Source organism: Streptomyces sp. NPDC004788, from assembly GCF_053601115.1.
Genome location: NZ_JBSGBF010000057.1, coordinates 21,810 through 42,249, shown reverse-complemented (window position 1 = coordinate 42,249; position 20,440 = coordinate 21,810). Strand labels below are relative to the sequence as shown.

15 protein-coding genes are annotated in these 20,440 nt (G+C 71.5%); 11 read left to right on the top strand and 4 right to left on the bottom strand.

The annotated features are described in order from the left end of the window. Positions 1 to 6: 6 nt before the first annotated feature. The gene (locus ACWEJX_RS23665; protein ID WP_451609404.1) at positions 7 to 1,461 is read left to right on the top strand and encodes an alpha/beta hydrolase family protein; all 1,455 of its coding nucleotides are present in this window, start codon (positions 7 to 9) and stop codon (positions 1,459 to 1,461) included. A gap of 71 nt (positions 1,462 to 1,532) precedes the next feature. Here ACWEJX_RS23665 and ACWEJX_RS23660 read toward each other — a convergent pair whose 3' ends face one another. Further along, positions 1,533 to 2,411 (bottom strand): GNAT family N-acetyltransferase, encoded by an 879-nt coding sequence (locus ACWEJX_RS23660; protein ID WP_451609403.1) that lies wholly within the window; start codon positions 2,409 to 2,411, stop codon positions 1,533 to 1,535. Positions 2,412 to 2,721: 310 nt separating this feature from the next. On the opposite strand from ACWEJX_RS23660, the gene ACWEJX_RS23655 reads away from it, so the two are divergent. The 9 genes from ACWEJX_RS23655 to ACWEJX_RS23615 all read left to right on the top strand — a co-directional run bounded on the left by ACWEJX_RS23655 (position 2,722) and on the right by ACWEJX_RS23615 (position 8,626). Continuing rightward, positions 2,722 to 3,078, top strand: coding sequence for a zinc ribbon domain-containing protein YjdM (locus tag ACWEJX_RS23655; RefSeq protein ID WP_451609402.1), 357 nt, complete (start codon positions 2,722 to 2,724; stop codon positions 3,076 to 3,078). Between the two features lie 129 nt (positions 3,079 to 3,207). Continuing rightward, positions 3,208 to 3,549, top strand: coding sequence for an ArsR/SmtB family transcription factor (locus tag ACWEJX_RS23650; protein ID WP_451609401.1), 342 nt, complete (start codon positions 3,208 to 3,210; stop codon positions 3,547 to 3,549). Further along, entirely contained in the window at positions 3,546 to 5,267 is a 1,722-nt protein-coding gene (locus ACWEJX_RS23645) for a SulP family inorganic anion transporter (protein ID WP_451609400.1), read from the top strand. Before ACWEJX_RS23650 ends, ACWEJX_RS23645 begins: the two co-directional genes overlap by 4 nt. Next, positions 5,264 to 5,677 (top strand): pyridoxamine 5'-phosphate oxidase family protein, encoded by a 414-nt coding sequence (locus ACWEJX_RS23640; protein WP_451609399.1) that lies wholly within the window; start codon positions 5,264 to 5,266, stop codon positions 5,675 to 5,677. Before ACWEJX_RS23645 ends, ACWEJX_RS23640 begins: the two co-directional genes overlap by 4 nt. Next, positions 5,674 to 5,892 (top strand): hypothetical protein, encoded by a 219-nt coding sequence (locus tag ACWEJX_RS23635; RefSeq protein ID WP_451609398.1) that lies wholly within the window; start codon positions 5,674 to 5,676, stop codon positions 5,890 to 5,892. Before ACWEJX_RS23640 ends, ACWEJX_RS23635 begins: the two co-directional genes overlap by 4 nt. A 37-nt stretch (positions 5,893 to 5,929) precedes the next feature. Next, positions 5,930 to 6,343: an STAS domain-containing protein gene (locus tag ACWEJX_RS23630; RefSeq protein WP_451609397.1), complete on the top strand. Its 414-nt coding sequence runs from the start codon at positions 5,930 to 5,932 to the stop codon at positions 6,341 to 6,343. Between the two features lie 370 nt (positions 6,344 to 6,713). Continuing rightward, positions 6,714 to 7,067 (top strand): ArsR/SmtB family transcription factor, encoded by a 354-nt coding sequence (locus ACWEJX_RS23625; protein ID WP_451609414.1) that lies wholly within the window; start codon positions 6,714 to 6,716, stop codon positions 7,065 to 7,067. A 371-nt stretch (positions 7,068 to 7,438) separates the two neighbouring features. Next, positions 7,439 to 8,461: a hypothetical protein gene (locus ACWEJX_RS23620; RefSeq protein ID WP_451609396.1), complete on the top strand. Its 1,023-nt coding sequence runs from the start codon at positions 7,439 to 7,441 to the stop codon at positions 8,459 to 8,461. A 30-nt stretch (positions 8,462 to 8,491) separates the two neighbouring features. Continuing rightward, on the top strand, positions 8,492 to 8,626 hold the full coding sequence (locus ACWEJX_RS23615; protein WP_451609395.1) for a hypothetical protein: 135 nt from the start codon (positions 8,492 to 8,494) through the stop codon (positions 8,624 to 8,626). Positions 8,627 to 8,732: 106 nt separating this feature from the next. On the opposite strand, the gene ACWEJX_RS23610 is transcribed toward ACWEJX_RS23615, so the two are convergent. Both ACWEJX_RS23610 and ACWEJX_RS23605 read right to left on the bottom strand, forming a co-directional pair. Then, the gene (locus ACWEJX_RS23610; protein WP_451609394.1) at positions 8,733 to 9,122 is read right to left on the bottom strand and encodes a hypothetical protein; all 390 of its coding nucleotides are present in this window, start codon (positions 9,120 to 9,122) and stop codon (positions 8,733 to 8,735) included. Positions 9,123 to 9,447: 325 nt separating this feature from the next. Next, a complete protein-coding gene (locus tag ACWEJX_RS23605; RefSeq protein WP_451609393.1) occupies positions 9,448 to 13,296 on the bottom strand; it encodes an FG-GAP-like repeat-containing protein in 3,849 nt (1,282 codons plus the stop codon). 180 nt (positions 13,297 to 13,476) lie between these two features. Between ACWEJX_RS23605 and ACWEJX_RS23600 the strand changes: the two genes are divergently transcribed. Continuing rightward, entirely contained in the window at positions 13,477 to 19,899 is a 6,423-nt protein-coding gene (locus ACWEJX_RS23600; RefSeq protein WP_451609392.1) for an RHS repeat-associated core domain-containing protein, read from the top strand. 74 nt (positions 19,900 to 19,973) lie between these two features. Here ACWEJX_RS23600 and ACWEJX_RS23595 read toward each other — a convergent pair whose 3' ends face one another. After that, positions 19,974 to 20,375 (bottom strand): hypothetical protein, encoded by a 402-nt coding sequence (locus ACWEJX_RS23595; RefSeq protein WP_451609391.1) that lies wholly within the window; start codon positions 20,373 to 20,375, stop codon positions 19,974 to 19,976. Between the last annotated feature and the right edge of the window lie 65 nt (positions 20,376 to 20,440).

The following is a 20,440-nucleotide window of genomic DNA, read 5'->3' as shown; positions in this document are numbered from 1 at the left end:
GGCCGGGTGACCGAAACCATCCCGGGGCTGTCCCTGTCCCTTCCGGAAGTCCTCGTCCTGCTGGGCGCCGTCGCGCTGCTGCTGGCGCGCTGGCTCCCGCCGGCCGCCCGCCGGCCCGGCACCGTCGCGGCCGGGGCGGTCCTCGTACCGTCGGCGATCGTGCTGGGCATCGTGGGGATCCGCTGGCAGATGCTGCCGGTTCTGGCCGGCGCCGCCGTCGCCTCGGCGTTCACCCTCCCGTCCCTGCTGCGGCGCCGTACCGGTCGGCCGGCGCGGCGGCCCCGCTGGTGGCTGGCCCTGCCGGGATCGCTGGCCTGCGCCGGCCTGATCGCCACCGGCCCGGTGGCCGCCTGGGCCTTCCCCGTGCCCGTCTTCCCCGAGCCGACGGGCGACTTCGCGGTCGGCACCCGGGTGGTGCAGTGGACCGACCCGCTCCGCCCCGAGAGCTTCACCGCCGATCCGGACGACCGGCGCACGGTCGTGGTCCAGCTCTGGTACCCGGCGCGGAAGAGCCCTGCGGGCGTCCCTCGGGCCCAGTACCTGGGACGCACGCAGGACGAGGCGCGGACCGTCTCCGAGGCCCTCGCCGGCGAGGCCGGCCTGCCCGGCTTTCTCGTCGACGGCGTCCCGAGGGCCCGCAGCCGCGCGGTCGTCGACGCCCCGGTGGCCGGCGGGGGAGAACGGTTCCCGGTGGTCCTCTTCTCCCCGGGGTCGGGCGGGGTGCGGTCCCAGAACACCGCCTGGGCGGAGGAGCTGGCCAGCCACGGCTACCTGGTCGCCGCCCTCGACCACCCGTACGACTCCGCCGTCGTCGTCCTCGCCGACGGCCGCACGATCCGGGCCACCACCGCCTCCTCCGGGGACCGCGACAGGGACGAGGAGCTGGCCGCCGGCTGGACCGCCGTCCGGGCCGCCGACCTCGGCTTCGTCCTCACCCAACTGGAGCGACTGGACCGCGGTGCGACCGCCGACCCGCTGACCGGACGCCTGGACACCGGCCGCGCCGCGGTGGCCGGCCACTCCCTGGGCGGAGCCGCCGCCCTGCAGGCGGCCCGGCAGGACCGCCGGTTCGACGCCGTCGTCGACCTGGACGGCTACCCCCACGGCCCCACCACGCCCGCCCTCGAGCAGCCGGCGCTCGCGCTCACCCAGGAGATCACCGCCGGCACCGACCCGCGCTACGTTCCCCGGCTCACCGAGGCCCTCGCGCACAACACCGCGACGAGCTACCGGCTCACCGTCCCCGGCGCCGGGCACCTCACCTTCATGGACGGCCCGCTCTACCTGCCGCCGGTGCCCTCGATCGTCGGCACCCTGGGCCGCACCGAGAGCCCGCGCGTCGTCGCCGCGGCCACCCTCGCCTTCCTGGACGCCTCCCTGCGAGGCCGCCCCGGTGATCCGGCCGACACGCTCCGGGCCTTCGGCACCGTCTCGGCATCAGGGGCGGGAAGAACGCGGTGATCTGTCGGACGCGGAGGGGGAACGGGCGGGCCGGGCGGGGTGATGCCCCGGTCCGGCCCGTCCGCTCTCCGCTAGAGGTCGAGCTGATGCTGGTGTGTCGTGTGCGTGGGTGTGTAGCCGAGACGGTCGTTGATCCGTCTCATGTGCGTGTTGCTGTCGGCGGTGTCGGTCAGGAGGCCACCGAGCTCCGGATAGTCCCGGTGGGCCTGTCGGATCGATTCGGCCTTCATCCATCGGCCGAGGCCGTGTCCACGGTGCTCGGGCAGCACACCGGTGCCGTAGTGCTGGCCGTCACCTGCGCCGTCGCCGGGGACGACGAGTTCGGTGAACCCGGCGATCGAGCCGTTGGAGGCGTCGACGGCGACGACGGTGTGCAGGTGGTCGCCGCGCTGTTCGACGGCCTTCGCCGCGGCCCGTACGCGCTCCACGTCCCAGGTCAGGGTGCCGGAGTCGCTGTCGTCCAGGGGCATGTCGTCCATGGCGCGGCGTGAGGCGGCGAACGTCTCGGCGAGGTCGTCGGGGACGGTTCCCCGCCATGACATCAGCCGGTAGCCGGGATGCGGACGCTCGATGATCTCGTCGAGGACCGCGGTATCCACGTCGGCCAGTGGCAAGCGGGTGAACCTCAAGGTGAGGACCTTGCGGAAACCGCGCGCCGCCAGGAAGTGGTCGCCGGGCGATCCGGCTTCCGCCTGCGCGACCACGCAGCGCCGGGCGTTGTCCCGGGCCGTGGCCACGGCGATGTCGAGGAGCCTGGAGCCGACGCCCTTGCGGCGCTCCGTGGGGTGAACCCGGAGGTCGAGCTCGGCCAGGTGCTCCTGTCCGCCGTCGAACAGGCGCAGAAAGGCCGTCCCGGCAGGGATGGAATCCGCGTCCGACGCCAACCAGGCAAGACGCCGCCCGTGCGGCCCGTGAGCGGGGTCGGTCAGTGGGGTGATGCGAAGGGACAAGGTGTCTCCGTCGTGAGGAGGTGGCAAAGATCAGTACGCGAGCTCAACTCCTGGGCACTCCTGCGCATGTGCTCCACACCTCCTCGTCGACGGCGCCGGCCTGCTTCGATGCGGGCGGCCGGGTGAACCTAGCCGCCCGATCGACTCCTGGGCAACGGGTTAACGGGAAGGTGGCGCGCGTGCGTGCGGGGTCACGGCCACTCGGCAGGGGGACCCCTGGCGAACGGGACATGGAGCGGTGGCCAGGACATGGAGCGGTGGCCCCGAAGCGGGAACGGGCCGGCGTCACGACGGAACGTAAGATCAGGGGATGAACGAGAACCTCCCCCCGTGTCCCAAGTGCTCCAGCGCCTACACCTACGAGATGGGCGCTCTGCTCGTCTGCCCCGAGTGCGGTCATGAATGGTCCGCCACCACCGACGCCCCCGGCGATGCCGCCGGCGGCGAGAAGGTGATCAAGGACTCCGTCGGCAACGTCCTCGCCGACGGAGACACCGTCACCGTCGTGAAGACCCTCAAGGTCAAGGGCAGCCCCACCGGCATCAAGGCCGGTACCAAGGTCCGGAACATCCGTCTCGTCGACGGGGTCGACGGCCACGACATCGACTGCAAGGTGGACGGCTTCGGCCCCATGCAGCTCAAGTCCAGCGTGGTCAAGAAGGCCTGACCGGCCCACCCGCACATCGGCAACGCGTTTCCATGAATTGCATAATTTGGCAATTCACTACATGATGGATTTGCTGTGCCCGCAGGTAGCCGCGGGCACAGCACCACTCCATGACGAGAGGACGAGGCCGTGTCGGTTCCGCTGTACCAGGCCAAGGCCGAGTTCTTCCGGATGCTCGGCCACCCCGTCCGCATCCGGGTCCTCGAGCTGCTGCAAGAGGGACCCATGGCGGTACGCGATCTCCTCGCGGCGATCGAGGTCGAGCCACCGGCGCTGTCGCAGCAGCTCGCGGTGCTCCGGCGGTCCGGGATCGTGACCTCGACCCGCGAGGGGGCGACCGTGATCTACCGGCTCGCCGGCGGAGACGTAGCCGACCTGATGCAGGCGGCGCGGCGCATCCTCACCGAGATGCTGGCGGGGCAGAACGAGCTGCTCACCGAACTGCGCGAGGCCACGGTCGCAGCGCGATGAAGACGCTGCTGACCAGAATCCGGCCCTTGCTGCCCGGCCGCGCCGACATCGCCGCGATGGGCCGCAACCCGCAGCGCGACCTGCTCGCGGGCCTGACGGTCGCCATCGTCGCGCTGCCGCTCGCCCTCGGTTTCGGGGTCTCCTCCGGGCTCGGCGCGGAGGCCGGTCTCGCGACCGCCGTCGTCGCGGGCGCGCTCGCCGCGCTCTTCGGCGGCTCGAACCTGCAGGTGTCCGGGCCCACCGGGGCGATGACCGTCGTCCTGGTGCCGATCGTGGCACGGTACGGGCCGAGCGGCGTCCTCACCGTAGGACTCCTGGCGGGCCTGATCGTGATCGCCCTGGCCCTCGCCCGGGCCGGCCGCTACATGGCCTACATCCCGGCCTCGGTCGTCGAGGGCTTCACCCTCGGCATCGCGCTGGTGATCGGCCTCCAGCAGATACCCAACGCGCTCGGCGTCGCCCGGCCCGAGGGCGACCGGGTCCTCGTCGTCACCTGGCGGGCCGTCGAGGAGTTCGCCAAGGCGCCCAACTGGACCGCCGTCGCCCTCGCCCTCGGTGTCGCCGCGATCATGCTGGTCGGGGCCCGCCTGCGGCCGGCGATCCCCTTCTCGATCGTCGCCGTGATCGTCGCCACCGTCGTGGCACAGGCGTTCCACCTCGACGCGGCGAAGCCCATCGGCGATCTGCCGGCCGGCCTCCCGGTCCCCTCCCTCGACTTCCTGGACCTCTCGCGGCTCGGCTCGCTGCTCGCACCCGCCGTCGCGGTCGCCGCCCTCGCCGCCCTGGAGTCGCTGCTCTCCGCCCAGGTCGCCGACGGCATGACCGTCGGCCAGAAACACGACCCGGACCGCGAACTGTTCGGGCAGGGACTGGCGAACCTGGCCGCACCGCTCTTCGGCGGCGTCCCGGCGACCGGCGCCATCGCCCGTACCGCGGTGAACGTCCGTACCGGCGCCTCCTCCCGGCTCGCGGCCCTGACCCACGCGGCGATCCTGGCCGTGATCGTCTTCGCCGCGGCCCCGCTCGTCTCGCGGATCCCGCTCGCCGCCCTCGCCGGCGTGCTGCTCGCCACCGCGGTCCGGATGGTCGAGGTCGGCTCGCTGCGGGCCATGGCCAGAGCCACCCGCTCCGACGCCGTGGTGCTCGTCCTCACCGCCGTGGCGACCCTCGCGCTCGACCTCGTGTACGCGGTGATCATCGGCCTGGTCGTCGCGGGCGCCCTCGCGCTGCGCGCGGTGGCGAAGCAGGCCCGGCTCGCCGAGGTCGACTTCCGCCCCGACCTGCCGGGCGAACACAGCGAGGAGGAGCACGCGCTGCTCGCCGAGCACATCGTCGCCTACCGGATCGACGGCCCGCTCTTCTTCGCCGCCGCCCATCGCTTCCTCCTCGAACTCACCGAGGTCGCCGACGTCCGCGTGGTCATCCTGCGCATGTCCCGGGTCACGACGATCGACGCCACCGGCGCACTCGTCCTCAAGGACGCCGTCGAGAAGCTGAACCGCCGTGGGATCGTCGTCATGACCTCCGGGATACGACCCGAACAGCGCCGCGCCCTCGACTCCGTGGGCGCCCTGGAACTGCTGCGCCACGGCGGACGTGAGTACGCCACCACCCCCGAGGCGATCGCCGGCGCCCGCACCCACCTCCACCGCGCCGGCGTCCTGGCCGATGCCCCGGTCCAGGCCGCTCGCACGAGCGTCGAGGAGCCCGTTCGATGAGTACGCCCACGACCCGCCGCATGGCCGAGGTGTCCGGCGCGGAGGCGCTGTGGCTCCTCCAGGGCGCGGCCCAGGGGCGTCTCGTCTACGTCCTGCGCGACCAGTGCGTCGTACGGCCCGCCGTCCACGTCCTGGAGTACGGCCGGCTCATCGTCCGCGCCCCCGTGCAGTCCGAACTGCTCACCGATCGACCGCTCTTGACCTACCAGGCCGACGAGATCCGGCTCCCGGCCGGCAGCGGCTGGAACGTCACCGTCACCGGGCCCGCCGAGCCCGTGACCGACCCCGTGGAGGCCGCGCACCACCTGCGTACCCTGCCGGGCTGGGCGTACGGGCCGCACGACACCTTGCTGCGCGTCACCCCGCAGACCGTCACCGGCCACCGGCTCGGCTCGACGGGGCCGACGTGACGGCGGGCGTCGAATCCCTCCGGCACAGGCACGTCCTGACCGCGCCCACGGTGCCCGAGACGGTGCGGCCGGTACGAGAGACGGCCGAGACGGCCTGCGCCGAGTGGGGGATCGCGGCGGCGCATCCCACCATGGGGCCGGCGCCCGGCACCTGCGTCGTACGCAGGGACGCGGACGGCGGCGGCGGGAGCGTATGGATCACCCTCCCCCTGTGAAACCCGGTCCACCCCAGTCGAAGACGAAGGCAGCACGATGACCATCGAATGGCGCTACACCACCCACCCTGGCCTCGGCGTGCTCTCCCTCTCCGGGTTCCTCGGGGCCCAAGCGGTCGGACGCTTCGACGGAGCCGTGGGCTGGGTCCTGGCGCGCGGCACGGGGCCGGTCGTGCTCGACCTCACCGCCCTGCGCGGCTGGTCGGCCGGTGGTCAGCTCGCGGTCGCGGAGGCCGCAAGGCGCCTCGCGGGGGAGGGGCGCCGTCTCGAACTCGCCGCCATCCCCGCCGACGGCTCCCTCGTCCCCACCGGCGACCACCCGGAGATCCCGGTCCACGCCGACCTGACCGCCGCCCTCGCCGCCCACCACAGTGGGGGCGGCGAGCAGCGCGAGTGGTGCAGCGACGCATGGCCGGGCACGCGAAGCACCGTGAGCCCGCGCCGGACATGACCGACCGCCGGCACCTGAATCTCCTGGGCCCCACCCCCCGTCTGTGCGGCGGGAGGTGGGGTCCAGGTCCTGCCGATCCAGCCGGGCGGCTGACCCACGGCACGGCGCCGGTCCGGCCGACCGGCCGGACAGATCGAAGACCGACGTTCCGCTGCCGCGGCCGCCGCCACGCGGACGTGGGGCAGCAGCCCCTCCCGAGGCACCTTCAGAATTGCTAATCTCAGAAATTCAAGAGGCCATCAGGTCGGCGCACAGGCGCGAAGATGGTCCCCATGGCGAAGAGTTCCGGATGGATGCGATGCACGGTGTGGACACGGCGGCGGCCCTGCGGGGCTACCGCAGAGACCTCCACGGGCCGGGGGCACGGCCGGTGAGCGCGCCGCTGTACCAGCTGAAAGCCGAGTTCTTCAAGACGCTCGGACACCCCGTGCGCATCCGGGTCCTCGAACTGCTGAGTGAACGCGAGCACGCGGTGGCGGAGCTGCTGGACGCGATCGGGGTCGAACCCGCCCACCTCTCGCAGCAGCTTGCGGTGCTGCGGCGCTCGAACCTGGTCGTCGCCCGGCGCGAGGGCTCGGGCGTGCACTACTCCCTGACCAACCCTCAGGTCGCCGAACTGCTCGCGGTGGCGCGATCGATCCTCTCGGGCGTGCTGGCGGGGCAGGCCGAACTCCTCGCCGATCTGCGTGCCACCGTCACGCGGGAGGCGAAGCCGCCCGCCTGACGGGATTCCGGCTACGGAGACATCCATCAGCCCTGCCGCCCACAGCGGCGACCGGAAGGACCTGAGGGAGCGTCACCGCCGGTCTCTCAGTGACATGGCGTACGCCGTCCCACGTGCGCAGAGTGACGGTCGCTCGTCGTCAGGTGGCTCCGAGGTGCCCGGAAATCGCTCCGACCGGGCGGACGGGCGTCGACAGTTCTGCCCGTGAACGGAGTACGGCCGCGGAGGGTCGTCGGCCTGCCGGTCTCCGGCAACTGCGGCTGCCCGCAGGCTGCCCGTGTCTCCCACTGATCTCTGCGGGCGGGCATCCGCAGAATCAGGTTCCGGGGCTCGTCCACGGAGGGCGGGCGGAGCGAAGCTTGTGAGGCAGGATGAGGCACAGACCCTTCTTCCGCTGGGTGGTCACGGCCGGCATGGTGCTGATCGCGGGGTCGTTCGGGCTGTACCAGGCCACGCCGGATCCTGCGCCGCTTCCCAAGACCCGGCAGATCGACCTGGTCGTGCTCGAGGAGAGGCCCGACGGGACGTGCCGGGTGCAGTGGTCCGACCCCTTCGAACGCCGCGACCGCGAGGCGCCGTTCCACTGCGACCCCACCCGGTCCGACAGCCTGAAGGCTCCTCAGTACGGGAACGGCTCCGGCTACGGCTGGGAGAGCGGTTTCATCCGCACCGAGAACCCGCATCGTGGCGAGCTGTACGAGTACCCTCGGGCCGGCGAGTCCCCCGGGGTGGCGAGCAAGGACTGGCGGACCGCGCTCTCCGATGACCTGCTGGGGCTGGGCCTGCTGCTGGCCGCCGGTGGGCTGGTCGGCGGGAACGTGCGCGCGCTGTCCCGTGTCGCCGGCGTGCAGTCGCGGTTGCTCCGCCGCGCGGCCCGGCTGCAGGACGCGGCCGTGTGGGTGGCCCGGGACCACCAGCGGGCCCTTGGGGCGGTTCGCCGGGCATGGGGGGACACACCGGTCGACGCGAGCTGGGAGCAGGACCGGTCGGGTGCGCGCGGTACGGAGCTGGTCACCGCGCTACGGGTACTCGCGGAGGCCGGCCCCGAGGCGGGGGCGGTGGCGGAGGCGGGCAGAGACCTGGCCCGACGGCTGGACGAACTCCTCGCGGACGCGGCTCCTGCCGCGTCGTACGCCGCCATGCTGCGAGCCGGCCCCGAGTCGCGCCGACGGGCTCGGACCGCAGTCGCCGAACTGCACCCACTCCTGGAGGAGGCCGAGCGGGCGGGACTCCTGGAACGGTTCGCCCAGGCTTCGGTGGACCTGCTGCGGGGACAGGACACCGATCCGGCCGGACTGGCCGCCTGGACGGACTTCGAACGCGATCCCGCCACTTACCGCGCACTGCTCGCGAACGCCGTGGACGACGTCTCGGGCGCCTCCCGGGACCTATAAGGCGTTCAACAAGGGGAGGAAACTCGGAACGTGAACCACCGCATCAACCGCCGCGCCGCCGGGGCTGCGCTCCTGGCCGCCGCCCTCACCACGATCGCAGCCCGAGGCCCCGCCGCCACCGAAGCCGACGCCGGCGCGAAGAACGCCACATCAAGCCGCGGCTGACGGCCGACGGCAAGACGCCCACCGGGAAAGGTGCGTTCGCCCTCGCGGCGGACTATTCGCACGGGCACGCCTGTGCGGCGTGGGCGGCGCGGCACTCGGTGCGGCCTCAGACGCTGAGCACCCAGACGCCCCACACGACGATGCCGACCGGCACGATCACGGCGACCGCGCCGAGGGCGATTCCGGCCCGCGCCCGTCGGCGAGCCGGAGTCGGCCAGCCGCGCATGTCATGCAGTGCACCGATGCCGGAGATCAGAGCGCTGATTCCAAGCGGCATGATCAGGTAGAGCGGGAAGTACCGCAGCCACACGGGGAAAACGGCGGCCGGCAGCCAAGGGCATCCGCCTATCGTCACCGCGAGAACGCCCACGAACAGTGAGAACGTGCCCGTCCGCGCCTGGTGGCTGGGCAGATCTTCGTCGTCGTGTTCGGAGGTTTCGGGATCCACCGTGAGGTGCGGGCCGTGATCACCAGAGGGCGAGACAAGGATGCTCATGCCCCAAGCCAACCGTGTCCCGCCCGTCGGCCGTATCCGTGTTCGTACTCAGAATCTCCTCCGGCAGTTCGGCTTGCGGGCGTGCACGACATAGGGAAGGCGACTTCGGTAGGGGAGCCGGTGCAACGACAGGCGGCGGCTCACTCTGCGTCCCGCTCACCCGCCGGACGGGCGCGCACACGTCCCGCCCGTCCGGCACGGTCGACGGCGCCGCCCGGGTCGTGGCCGACCCGGGGGCGGACTCGCCGTGCTGCCGTCCGGTTTCCCCGGCCTGCGCATCCGCCGAGGGTGCGCGGGCCGTCCCTTCTTGGGGGAGGGGGAACGGTCAGGCGCCGGTCGCGACCCGGCCGAGCCAGATCCAACCGTGGGTGCTGGCGATGTCGCCGCCGTTCCAGGCGTACACCTCGGCGCTGCCGCCGTCGCCCGCCATGATGTAGTCCGCGTGCGCGTCTCCGGTGAAGTCGCCGAGCTGGACCCGGGTGTGGTCGGTGGTCGCGCCCGTGGCGACGGTGCCGACGAAGTCCCAGCCCTGGCCGACGTCGCCGCCCCGGTTGAGCCAGGCGTCGAGATGCCCGTCGGACCAGATCACCTGGTAGTCGGCCTTGCCGTCGCCGTCGAAGTCGGCGAACCGGACCCGGGAGCGGTCCGAGGTGAGTCCGGTGGCGATCCGGCCGAGGCTCTGCCAGCCGCCGCCCACGTCGCCGCCCCGGTTGAGGTGCGCGAACACCTGGCCGCCGTCGTCGAAGTTCAGGTAGTCGGCCCGGCCGTCCCCGTCGAAGTCCGCGAACCGCACCTTCGACTGGTCGCCGGTGACGCCGGTGGCGACCTGGCCGAGGTACTTCCACCCGCCGCCGACGTCGCCGCCCTGGTTGAGGTAGACCACGACCGAACCGTTGGGGTTGATCATGATGTAGTCGGCCTTGCCGTCGCCGTCGAAGTCCGCGAGCCGCACCCGGGAACGGTCGGTGGTCGCCCCGGTGGCCACGATGCCGGTGTACTTCCAGCCGCCGGCGCCGTCCCCGCCCTGGTTGAGCCACACGCCGACCTTGCCGTCATCGGCGATGGTGACGTAGTCCAGCTTGCCGTCGCCGTCCCAGTCGGCCCACCTGACGCGGTCGTTGCTGTTGCCGACCTCGTTGGCGGCGACGGGAGTGCGGGCGCGCTTGCCGTCGATGACGAAGTCGGCGCCGAAGGCGTGGCCGTCGGCGTCCGGCTGCTTGCCCGGCCAGCCGATGACGGTGTTGTCGGCCTTGCGGGCCCACAGGTCGGGCAGGCCGTCGCCGGTGACGTCACCGACCGAGCCGACGGTCGGGTAGTCGGCGGGGGTGATCGCGTAGCCGATCTTCACGCGGTCGGCGGTGCCCCAGGTCGCGGGGTCGAGGCGCCCGTTCGTGCCGGCGCGTCCGTAGGAGCGCAGGATGTCGCCCGTCGTGTTGTCCCGCAGCCACAGGTCGGGGATCCCGTCGGCGTTGACGTCGCCAGGGGCGATGACCGTGAACTTGTCCCAGTCACCGTTGCCGACGAGGACCGGGCCGCCGTCGTTGTCGAGCGACTTGGCAGCGCGGTTGCCGTAGTAGGCCCACAGCTGCTTGCCCTCCTTGACCAGGAGGTCGGGAGTGCCGTCCCCGTTGATGTCGCCGGGGTGGACGATCTGGTCGGCGTCGGACCAGTGGTCGTCGCCGTTCCAGTCGGGGCCGAAGTCGCAGCCCAGGTCCACGTCCTTGACCGGGCAGGAGACGGTCAGCTCGACCGGGTTGTCGGTGACGGTGCCCTGGCCGTTGTTCGGGTAGACGAAGAGCTTCTTCCGCTTGTCCGTCGCGACGTACGTGAGGGAGACCAGGTCGTTGTAGCCGTCCTGCCCCCAGTCGCCGGATGCCTCGGTCTGGGCGCCGTCGAAGACCATGCCGCCGTTGCCCGCGGCGGAGAACTGGCCGCCGCCCTGGCCGGCGTAGGTGAAGAGCCGGCCCTCGCCGTCCAGGCTCCAGATGTCCCGGTTGCCGTCGCCGTTCAGGTCGCCGGGCTCGTCCCGGTCCTTGGAGCGGGTGGCGTAGTAGAGGTAGGCGGCGAGGTCGGAGCGGTTGCCCGCGGCGTCGACGCTGTAGGCGTACACGTAGTGCGGGCCGTACCCCGGGGGCGTGATGGCCACGCTGCCGCCGGGGGCCACCGAGCGGGTGCGGGGGTCGAAGTCCGTCGAGTAGCGGATCTCCTTGACGTCCGTGACACCGTTGGCCCCGAAGGTGAAGGTGCCCGGGGTGCGGGCCCGTCCGGTGGTGGCGGGCCAGCCGTTCGCGCCGTTCGGGAAGTCGGTGGAGCCGATGACGGGCTGGCGGTCGGGCCGGGTGCGGTCCACGGAGAACGCGCAGGTCTGGGACCAGTCGGAGGTCAGTCCGTCGCCGTCCACGGCCCGGACCCGCCAGCGGTAGTCACCCGTCGGAAGGGTCGAGTCCGGCACGGACCAGGTGGCCACCCGGCCGCGGTTCGCGGGGATGGAGGCCGTGGCGGACGGGGTGCCCGAACCGGCATGGAACACCTGGAACTCCGCGTTCAGGTTGCCCGCGTCGGGGTCGTCGACGAGCGCGTGCACCGATATCCGGGCGTTGCCGACGAGGCCGCCGTTCGCGCAGGACGTCGCCGGGTCGGTGCCCAGGTCCGACGGGGTGCGCGGCGGGTTGTTGTACTCCGTCTCCAGGACGGCCGTCTTGGGGTCGAAGCGCTTCCAGCCGAACGTGTCGGACTCGTTGGAGGCGAACAGGCCCAGGTTCACGCTCGACCAGTGGCCCGCCGCCGCCTGACGGGCGAGCGCGGTCGCGTCGAACTCCAGGTTGCCCGCCGCGCAGGACGAGCTCCACCCCTTGGAGTCGTTGACGGTGTCGAGCCGGGTCTGCCGGGCGGGCTGGTTGTTCCAGGTGGTTCCGGAGGAGATCGGGCCGGTGCTCCACAGCTCGACCGGCCGGTCCTGGCAGGACCAGGACCAGGTGTTGCGGATCCGGAAGGTCGACTTCTTGACCTGCGCGCCTCGGATGTTGGCGGTGTCGATCTGGAAGAAGGAGCGGGACAGTCCGTTGGTCTCGGCCTCGTAGCCCACCCGGACGTCGTCCTTGCTGTTCCAGTACGAGGTGTTCGGGTACTTCTTGTACGCCCGGGTCCAGTTCTGCCGTTCGCCCCAGGCCCACGACGGGTCGATGAACACCGGGTACTTGGTCGAGCTGTCGTTCAACAGCGCCTGGTCCGGGCTGATTTCGAGAGTGCCGCCCGACACCGTGGTGGCCATGTGGGCGTCCTGGGCACCCGCCGGAGGGGTGAACACGGCGCCGGGCGCGGTCGGTTCGCCGCCGGTTCCCGTGTCGTCCGTCGCCGCCGCGAGCATGGCGGTGGCGGGCGCGGTTCCGGAGCCGGCCGACGAGTCGACGGTGGTCGAGTCCCACATCAGCGGCGACGGGCTGGTGAACACGGTCTGGCCGGCGGGGTTGACGGCGGTCAGGGCTCCGGTGGCCGCGTCCGCGGACACGGTCAGACCCACGGTGTCCAGCTTGAACTTCAGCGAGTCGAGCGCCGGATTCTGTGCGGCCGCCGCGGTCTTGACGACGAGCAGCTGGGAGAAGCCCTCGACCTCCGCCTTCAACTGCAGGTCTACGTCCGGCAGTACGTCGGCGTAGGTGGCCACGTTCCCGTTCAGGGTCGGCTTCGGCAGCGCCGTCGGCCATGACAGCGAGAGCGTGCGACCGTCCTTCACGCCGGTCAGCAGCGGCATGGTGCCGCCGCCGGAGAACCTGACGGACACCGTGGCCGCCTTGGAGGTCACCGCTCCGTCCGCGGTGAACTGCAGAGTCGGGTCCGTGGGCACCCACGCGCCGTCCCGCAGCACCCGGACCGGGGTGCCGTAGCGCTTCACGGTCCACGAGCCGGTCGGCAGGGCCCAGGTGTCGGACGACTCCGTGCGTGCCGACACCAACTCGTAGGGTTGGCCCGTCTCTTTGGCCCGCTGGAGGGCGAAGTCCTCTTCGCTCAGCGAGCCGTCGGCGACGGGGTCGGGCTCGACCATGACCGCGGCCGCCGGCGCCGCCGTGACGACGGAGAGGCCGGTGGCGGTCATCCCGGCGGCCAGGACGAGCGCGACGGCCCGTGCGAGCGTGCGTCTGTGCCGGTCGGACCGGCGGGGTACGAGATGCTGCATGCATCCTCCTCGGTGTGATTCCGAGGCGGGACTCTAGCGAGATCAACAACTGTTCCCATGCCGCCTGTTCGGCGCGTTTCCCGTGAATCCGGATGTTGCCCTGATGTTCCTCGACAAGATCATCCGGCGTGGTGAGGCGGCTGTTACTGTACGTGGACCATCCTGATACTTGAAAGGTACATGGTGAGACGTTCCATCGGGCGGGGGATCACGGCGGCGGTCGTCGCAGCCGTGTTGATGGGGGCGCTGCCGGCGTCGTCCATTGCCGATACGGGTACGCACAAGGGGCTTTCGCTGCCGGAACTCAGGCAGCCGAAGCCCGTACCGGTCACACCGGTCGCCGCAGGAGGCGCGCATCGCAAGGACGATGCCGCCGCGCACCCCTGGAAGGGGGCGCCCAGGGTCACCTGGCCCGCGCCGGGACACACCACGCTCGACCCCGACGCCGCCGTCGGGGCCCGGCGCTCGGCCGCCGGCCGGGCCGGCTCGCTGCCGGTCACGGTCACCCGGTCCGGCGCCCCGCTCCGGTCCTCGTCCAGGACCACCCGCCCCGCCGGCTCGGCCACGCAGCCGCAGGTCGAGGTCACCGTCGCCGACCGGAAGGCCGCACTCCGCGCCGGAGTGGACGGCGTCCTGCTCTCCGTGCGCGACGGCGATCGCGCGCCCGCCGCCCACCGCGGGCTCGAAGTGGCCGTCGACTACACGTCGTTCCGCGGCGCGTACGGCGGTGACTGGGCGGCCCGGCTGCGTCTGGTGCAACTGCCCGCCTGCGCCCTCACCACGCCGGAGAAGGCGGAGTGCCGGCGCCGTCTGCCGCTGACCGGCCGGAACGACACCGAGCGGCGCCGGGTCTCGGCCGACCTCGGCTCCGCCTCGGCCACCGCCGCGTTCGCCGGCCCGTCCGGCGCCCAGCGGTCGACGGCCGTGGCCGCAGGCGCGACCGTACTCGCCGTGACGGCCGGCTCCGGCGGCTCCTCGGGCGACTACAAGGCCAGCCCCCTGCAGGCATCGGGCTCCTGGAGCGCTGGCGGTTCGACCGGCGCGCTGAGCTGGAACTACCCCGTCAAGGTGCCCTCCGTGCCGGGCGGACTCCTGCCCGGCATCGCGCTCGGCTACAACTCGCAGTCCGTGGACGGCCGTACGGCGGCGTCCAACAACCAGCCGGGCTGGCTGGGCGACGGCTGGGCGTACGAACCCGGGTTCATCGAGCGCCGCTACGCCTCCTGCGAGGACGACAAGACCGGCGGGACGAACACCGGCAAGGAGTTCGACCAGTGCTGGTACAGCGACAACGCCACGCTGTCGCTGGGCGGCAAGACCACCGAGCTCGTCCACGACCCGGTCAAGGGATGGCATCCGGAAGCGGATTCGGGCGAGAAGGTCGAGCGGCTGACCGGAGCGCCGAACGGCGACAACGACGGTGAGTACTGGAAGATCACCACCACCGACGGCACCCAGTACTACTTCGGCCTCAACCGCCTTCCGGGCTGGCGCGACAACGGCGCCGCGGCCGACGACCCGGTGACCAACTCCGCCTGGACGGTGCCGGTCTTCGGCAACCAGTCCGGCGAGCCCTGCTACAACTCCTCCTTCTCCAACGGCTGGTGCCAGCAGGCCTGGCGCTGGCAGCTCGACTACGTCGTCGACGTGCACGGCGACGCCATGGCGTACTACTGGAACACCGAGAAGAACAACTACGCCCGGGCCTTCGACTCGACCACCGGCAAGGGCACCGCCACCCCCTACGTGCGGGGCGGCTGGCTCGACCACATCGACTACGGCCTGCGCTCCGACGCCGTGTACACCGGCAAGGCGATGGGCCAGGTCTCCTTCGACGTCGCCGAACGCTGTCTGACGAACTGCGGCACCTTCGACGCGGCCAACGCGGCGAACTGGCCCGACACCCCGTTCGACCAGAACTGCAAGGACGGCGACGACTGCAAGGACCAGTTCTCCCCGACGTTCTGGTCCCGCAAGCGGCTCACCACCATCACCACCAAGGTCCTGACCGGCGGCAGCTACAAGGCCGTCGACTCCTGGGCCCTCGACCAGGACTTCCCCGCCTCCGGTGACGGCATCTCCACCCCGATGTGGCTGAAGTCCATCACCCACACCGGCAAGGTGGGCGGCGACCTCACGCTGCCCCCGGTCACCTTCGCCGGCGAACAGCGCGCCAACCGCGTCGACAGCACCGGCGACGGCCTCGCCCCGTTCGTCCGGCTGCGCATGTACCAGATCACCACGGAGACCGGCGGCACGATCGGCGCGTACTACTCGCAGCCCGACTGCACCGCCACCACGCTGCCCCCGGCCGACGGCACCAACACCACCCGCTGCTACCCCGTGAAGTGGGCGTACGAGGGGCAGACCGCCCAGCAGGACTGGTTCAACAGCTACGTCGTCACCCAGATCGTCGAGGGCGACAACCTGGCGGAGTCCCCGGACAAGGTGACCTCGTACGCCTACCTGGACGGCGCCGCCTGGATCAAGAGCACCGACGAGTTCACCAAGGCGGAGAACCGCACCTACTCCGTCCCGCGCGGCTACGGCCGGGTGCAGACCCGCACCGGCGCCGCGTTCGACCCGAAGACCCTCACCGAGACCCGGTACTTCCGGGGCATCGACGGAGCGCAGGTCGCGGACTACGCGGGCCGGACGGCCACCGACCGCGAGCAGTTCGCGGGCATGCCCCGCGCCTCCGCCGTCTTCGACGGTGACGACACCGGCAAGCTGGTCAACGCCACGTCCAGCACGCCGTGGCGCTCGGCGGCGACGGCCACCCGGACCCGGCCCGGCCTGCCCGACCTCCAGTCCTTCATGACGGGCGTGGAGAAGGAGGAGACGCTCACCACCGTCACCGGCGGCAGCCGCCGCACGGGACTGACCCGCACCTTCGACTCGTACGGCATGGTCGAGCAGGTCTCCGACCTCGGTGACCTCGACAAGACCGGCGACGAGGCCTGCACCCACGCCTACTTCGCCCGCAACACCGACACGTGGCTGCTGAACCGGGTGTACCGCACCGAGGTGGTCGCCGGCGCGTGCGACAGCGCGATCAGCCGCCCCGCCGACGTCATCTCCGACAACCGCAGCTACTTCGACGGCGCCACCGACCCGGCCGCCGCCCCGACCAGGGGCGACGTCACCAGGCTGGAGCAGATCAACGGCACCGGCACCGGCTACGACGTGACCAGCACCACCCCGGTGGCCGACTACGACATCTACGGCCGGCCGCTCAGCACCACGGACGTCTACGGCCGCAAGAGCACCACCGTCTACACCCCGGCCACCGGTGAGGTGCCCACCAGCACGGTCAACACCAACGCGCTCGGCCACCAGATCACCACGGTCTCCGACCCGCTGCGCGGCCAGCCGCTGACCGTCACGGACCCCAACAACCGGATCACCTCCACCAGGTACGACCCGCTGGGCCGCATCGTGAAGGTCTGGACGCCGACCCGGTCCGCCACCACCTACCCGGACTCGCCCAGCCACACCTTCGCGTACACGGTCCGCAACGACGGCCCGATCGTGGTGACCACGTCCTCGCTGGACCACAACTCCGTCTACCGGAACACGTACACCTTCTACGACGGACTGCTCCGGCCCCGGCAGACCCAGGCGCCCTCGCCCGACGGCGCGGGCCGGCTGGTCACCGAGGACTTCTACGACACCCGCGGTCTCGGCTGGCGCACCTCGGGCACCTTCTACGCCGACGGAAAGGCGGAGCCCGTCCTGGTCACCGGCCAGGAACTGAAGTACCCGTCCTCCTCCGACACCGAGTACGACGGCGCCGGCCGGGTCACCGCCGTCGTCTCCCGCAGGTTCGGCGACGAGACCGCCCGCACCACCACCACGTACACCGGCGACTCGGTGACCGTCGTCCCGCCGCAGGGCGGCACGGCGAAGACCACCCTCACCGACGCCCGCGGCCGGACCACCGAGGTCCGGCAGTACACCGACGCCAACCGCTCCGCCTACGAGTCGACCTGGTACGCGTACAACAAGCGCGGCCTGCTCGCCCAGGTCACCGACCCGTCGGGCGCGGTGTGGAAGTACGGCTACGACGTCCGCGGCCGGCAGAACCACCTGGACGACCCGGACAAGGGCAGCTCCGACACCACCTTCGACGCGGGCGACCGCGCCACCGACGTCACCAACGCCCGCGGCATCACGCTGCACAGCGACTACGACGAGCTCGGCCGCCAGACCGCGCTGAAGCAGGGCGCCACCACCCTCGCCACCTGGACCTACGACACCGCCACCAACGGAAAGGGCAAGCTCGGCAAGACCACCCGCTGGCTCGACGGCAAGGCCTACGAGTCGGCGGTCACCTCTTACAACGGCCTGTACGAGCCGGTCGGCACCCAGGTCACCATCCCGGTGACCCCGGAGACCGGCGCCCTCGCGGGCACGTACAAGTGGACGACCAGTTACAACGCCAACACCGGCCAGGTGATGTGGACGCAGCAGCCGCTCATGGGCGGCGGCCTCCCCTCGGAGAAGGTCACCAACACCTACAACGCCACCGGCAGCCAGCTGAACAGCGTGGGCGCGGGCACCGACCCGCTGGTCGCGGCGATGACCTACGACCACTACGGCCGCCCCACCCGGGTGGAGTACGGCGCCTTCGGCAAGCAGCTGTGGAACTCCTTCGAATACGACGAGCACAGCGGCGAACTCACCCGCTCGGTGACCGACCGCGAACTCGCCCCGCAGCGGATCGACGACACCCACTACACCTACGACCCGTCCGGCAACATCACGTCGATCGGCACCGTCTCCGGGCAGGACGCCGACCAGGTCACCGACACGCAGTGCTTCACGCTCGACGCGCTGCGCCAGATCACCGAGGCGTGGACGGTGGCCCCGGGCGTGTCCCAGGGTTGTGCCGCCGCCCCGTCGGCGGCCACCGTCGGCGGCCCCGACGCGTACTGGACCACGTACTCCTACGGCCCCACCGGCAACCGGAAGACCGAGGTCCAGCACCAGACGCCGTCGGGTCCGGCCGGTGACATCACCCGCACCTACGCGGACCCGGTCGCCGGCAAGCACGCGCTCACCTCCGTCACCCAGAACGGCCCCGGCGGCCAGGTGACCGAGTCGTACGCGTACAACGCGACGGGTGCCACGACGAGCCGCAAGATCGGCTCCGCGGCCGAACAGGTCCTGGACTGGGACGCCGAGGGCCACCTCGCCAGGACCACCCAGGGCTCCGTGACCACCGGATACGTCTACGACGTCAACGGTGGCAGGCTGCTGCGCACCGACTCGACGGGCACCACGCTGTACCTGCCGGGCGGCAACGAGCTGAAGCTGGCCAAGGACGGTACGGTCACCGGCACCCGCTACTACAGCGCGGGCGACACCACGGTCGCCCTGCGCACCGGCGGCAAGCTCGTCTTCCTCCTCGCCGACCACCACGGCACGGGCACCACCCAGGTCGACGCGGCCACCCAGGCGGTCGTCCGCCGCAGGACGGGCATCTTCGGCGGACCGCGCGGAGCGCAGCCCACCGCATGGGCGGGCGAGCGCGGCTTCGTCGGCGGGACCCGGGACGCGGACACCGGTCTCGTCCACCTCGGGGCGCGCGAGTACGACCCGGCCATCGGCCGGTTCGTCTCCGTCGACCCGGTCATGGACCTCACCGATCCGCTCCAGCTCGACGGGTACGGCTACAGCCACAACAACCCGGTCACGCGCAGCGACCCGACGGGTCTGTACGACCCGGACCTGATGGCGTACTGCACGGCCAACCCGGACCAGTGCTCCGGCGGTCGGCTCAAGCACATCGACGAGAGCAAGCCCCTCACCGCCGACCTGGACGGTAAGGGCAAGATCACGACGGTCTACGACAAGCAGGGCGTCCCGCACCACACCACGGACAAGCCCGACGCCTCCGCCGCGAAGGCCTTCGACACGCTGAACGACGACCTGAAGCGGGCCGGGATGTACTACGACCCCAAGACGGGCAACGGCGTGCAGTACCTGCTCCAGGACGACTCACAGGCCGGCAAGACCACCGTCCGCAAGGACGCCCCGATCAAGGACGTCGACGGCAACACCGTGAACGCCGAGACCACCGCCGACTTCGTGAAGGTCACCTGGAAGAACGGCAAGATCACGGACGTCGAGACCGCGGACGCCACGGAGTCCACGCGGAGCGTCGGCGAGAACCACGGGACGATCGACAAGAAGCTGAAGAACCAGACCGGCACTGTCGTGTTCGTCGCCAAGGACATGTCCCAGGCGGCGGAGTACGCCGCCTATTACCAGAACAACCCGAACGTCCGGGTGATCTTCCCGGCCGGCGACTTCGACAGCCGCCGGCTGGCCCCGCCGGTGCCGAGGGCGACGATCAAGCCCGGCCCCCCGATCAAGGGCCCCAAGGGACCCAAGGTGCGCGGTTTCGGACTGTTCGGCCCGATCATCACCACCCTCCAGGCGCCGGGATACATCAGGCAGTACGGCTGGACGCGCGGCGGCTGGGAGATGTTCAAGGACAGCATGGACCCGCTGGGCGTCACCGACGGGCAACCGGACCCCTTCTTCAGCGACCCGCCGTCGACCACCTGCGATCCGTCAGGGCCCAACTGCGCGTGAGCGCCGCCCGGACCTGACGGTGGCGGGGCGCCCGGACCGGTCTTCATCGGCCGGACGCCCCGCCACATGGTCCGTCAGCGCCCCGGGCGGTCGGTGCGCGACAGCACACCGGTGAGCGTGTCCGAGAAGGGCTCCCGCCGCGTGCGCGGAAGCGGCACCTCCACGAGCCGCCCGTCGTGCAGCATCCACAGCCCGAAACAGTCGTCGTCCTCGTCCCGCAGGAGCACCTGCACCGACCACGGGTCCGGCCACGGCAGCGACTCCAGGTGGGAGAGGAGCCCGCCCCAGTTCTGCCGGCCGAACTGGATCACCCAGGCGTAGCACTCGTCGGACGGCGTTCCGGACCCGGCGAACACGTTGTCCCCGACCCGCGTGAAGCACTGGTGCCAGGCGCGCTCCTCGTCGGGCCGGGTGAGCGGCTCCATCACCTCCTCCGCCCCTCGCGCCAGCACGATCACCTCGGTGTATCTGCTCATGCGCCCAAGTATCCCGGCGAGCCGTGACCCACATGGACCCGGCCCGCCGGTTCATTCGAACAGAC

Coding starts and splice junctions, on each gene's coding strand:
- ACWEJX_RS23655 (WP_451609402.1), top strand. CDS start 2,722: ATGAACGAGAACCTCCCCCCGTGTCCCAAGTGCTCCAGCGCCTACACC.
- ACWEJX_RS23645 (WP_451609400.1), top strand. CDS start 3,546: ATGAAGACGCTGCTGACCAGAATCCGGCCCTTGCTGCCCGGCCGCGCC.
- ACWEJX_RS23640 (WP_451609399.1), top strand. CDS start 5,264: ATGAGTACGCCCACGACCCGCCGCATGGCCGAGGTGTCCGGCGCGGAG.
- ACWEJX_RS23630 (WP_451609397.1), top strand. CDS start 5,930: ATGACCATCGAATGGCGCTACACCACCCACCCTGGCCTCGGCGTGCTC.
- ACWEJX_RS23620 (WP_451609396.1), top strand. CDS start 7,439: ATGAGGCACAGACCCTTCTTCCGCTGGGTGGTCACGGCCGGCATGGTG.
- ACWEJX_RS23610 (WP_451609394.1), bottom strand. CDS start 9,122: ATGAGCATCCTTGTCTCGCCCTCTGGTGATCACGGCCCGCACCTCACG.
- ACWEJX_RS23605 (WP_451609393.1), bottom strand. CDS start 13,296: ATGCAGCATCTCGTACCCCGCCGGTCCGACCGGCACAGACGCACGCTC.
- ACWEJX_RS23600 (WP_451609392.1), top strand. CDS start 13,477: ATGGTGAGACGTTCCATCGGGCGGGGGATCACGGCGGCGGTCGTCGCA.
- ACWEJX_RS23595 (WP_451609391.1), bottom strand. CDS start 20,375: ATGAGCAGATACACCGAGGTGATCGTGCTGGCGCGAGGGGCGGAGGAG.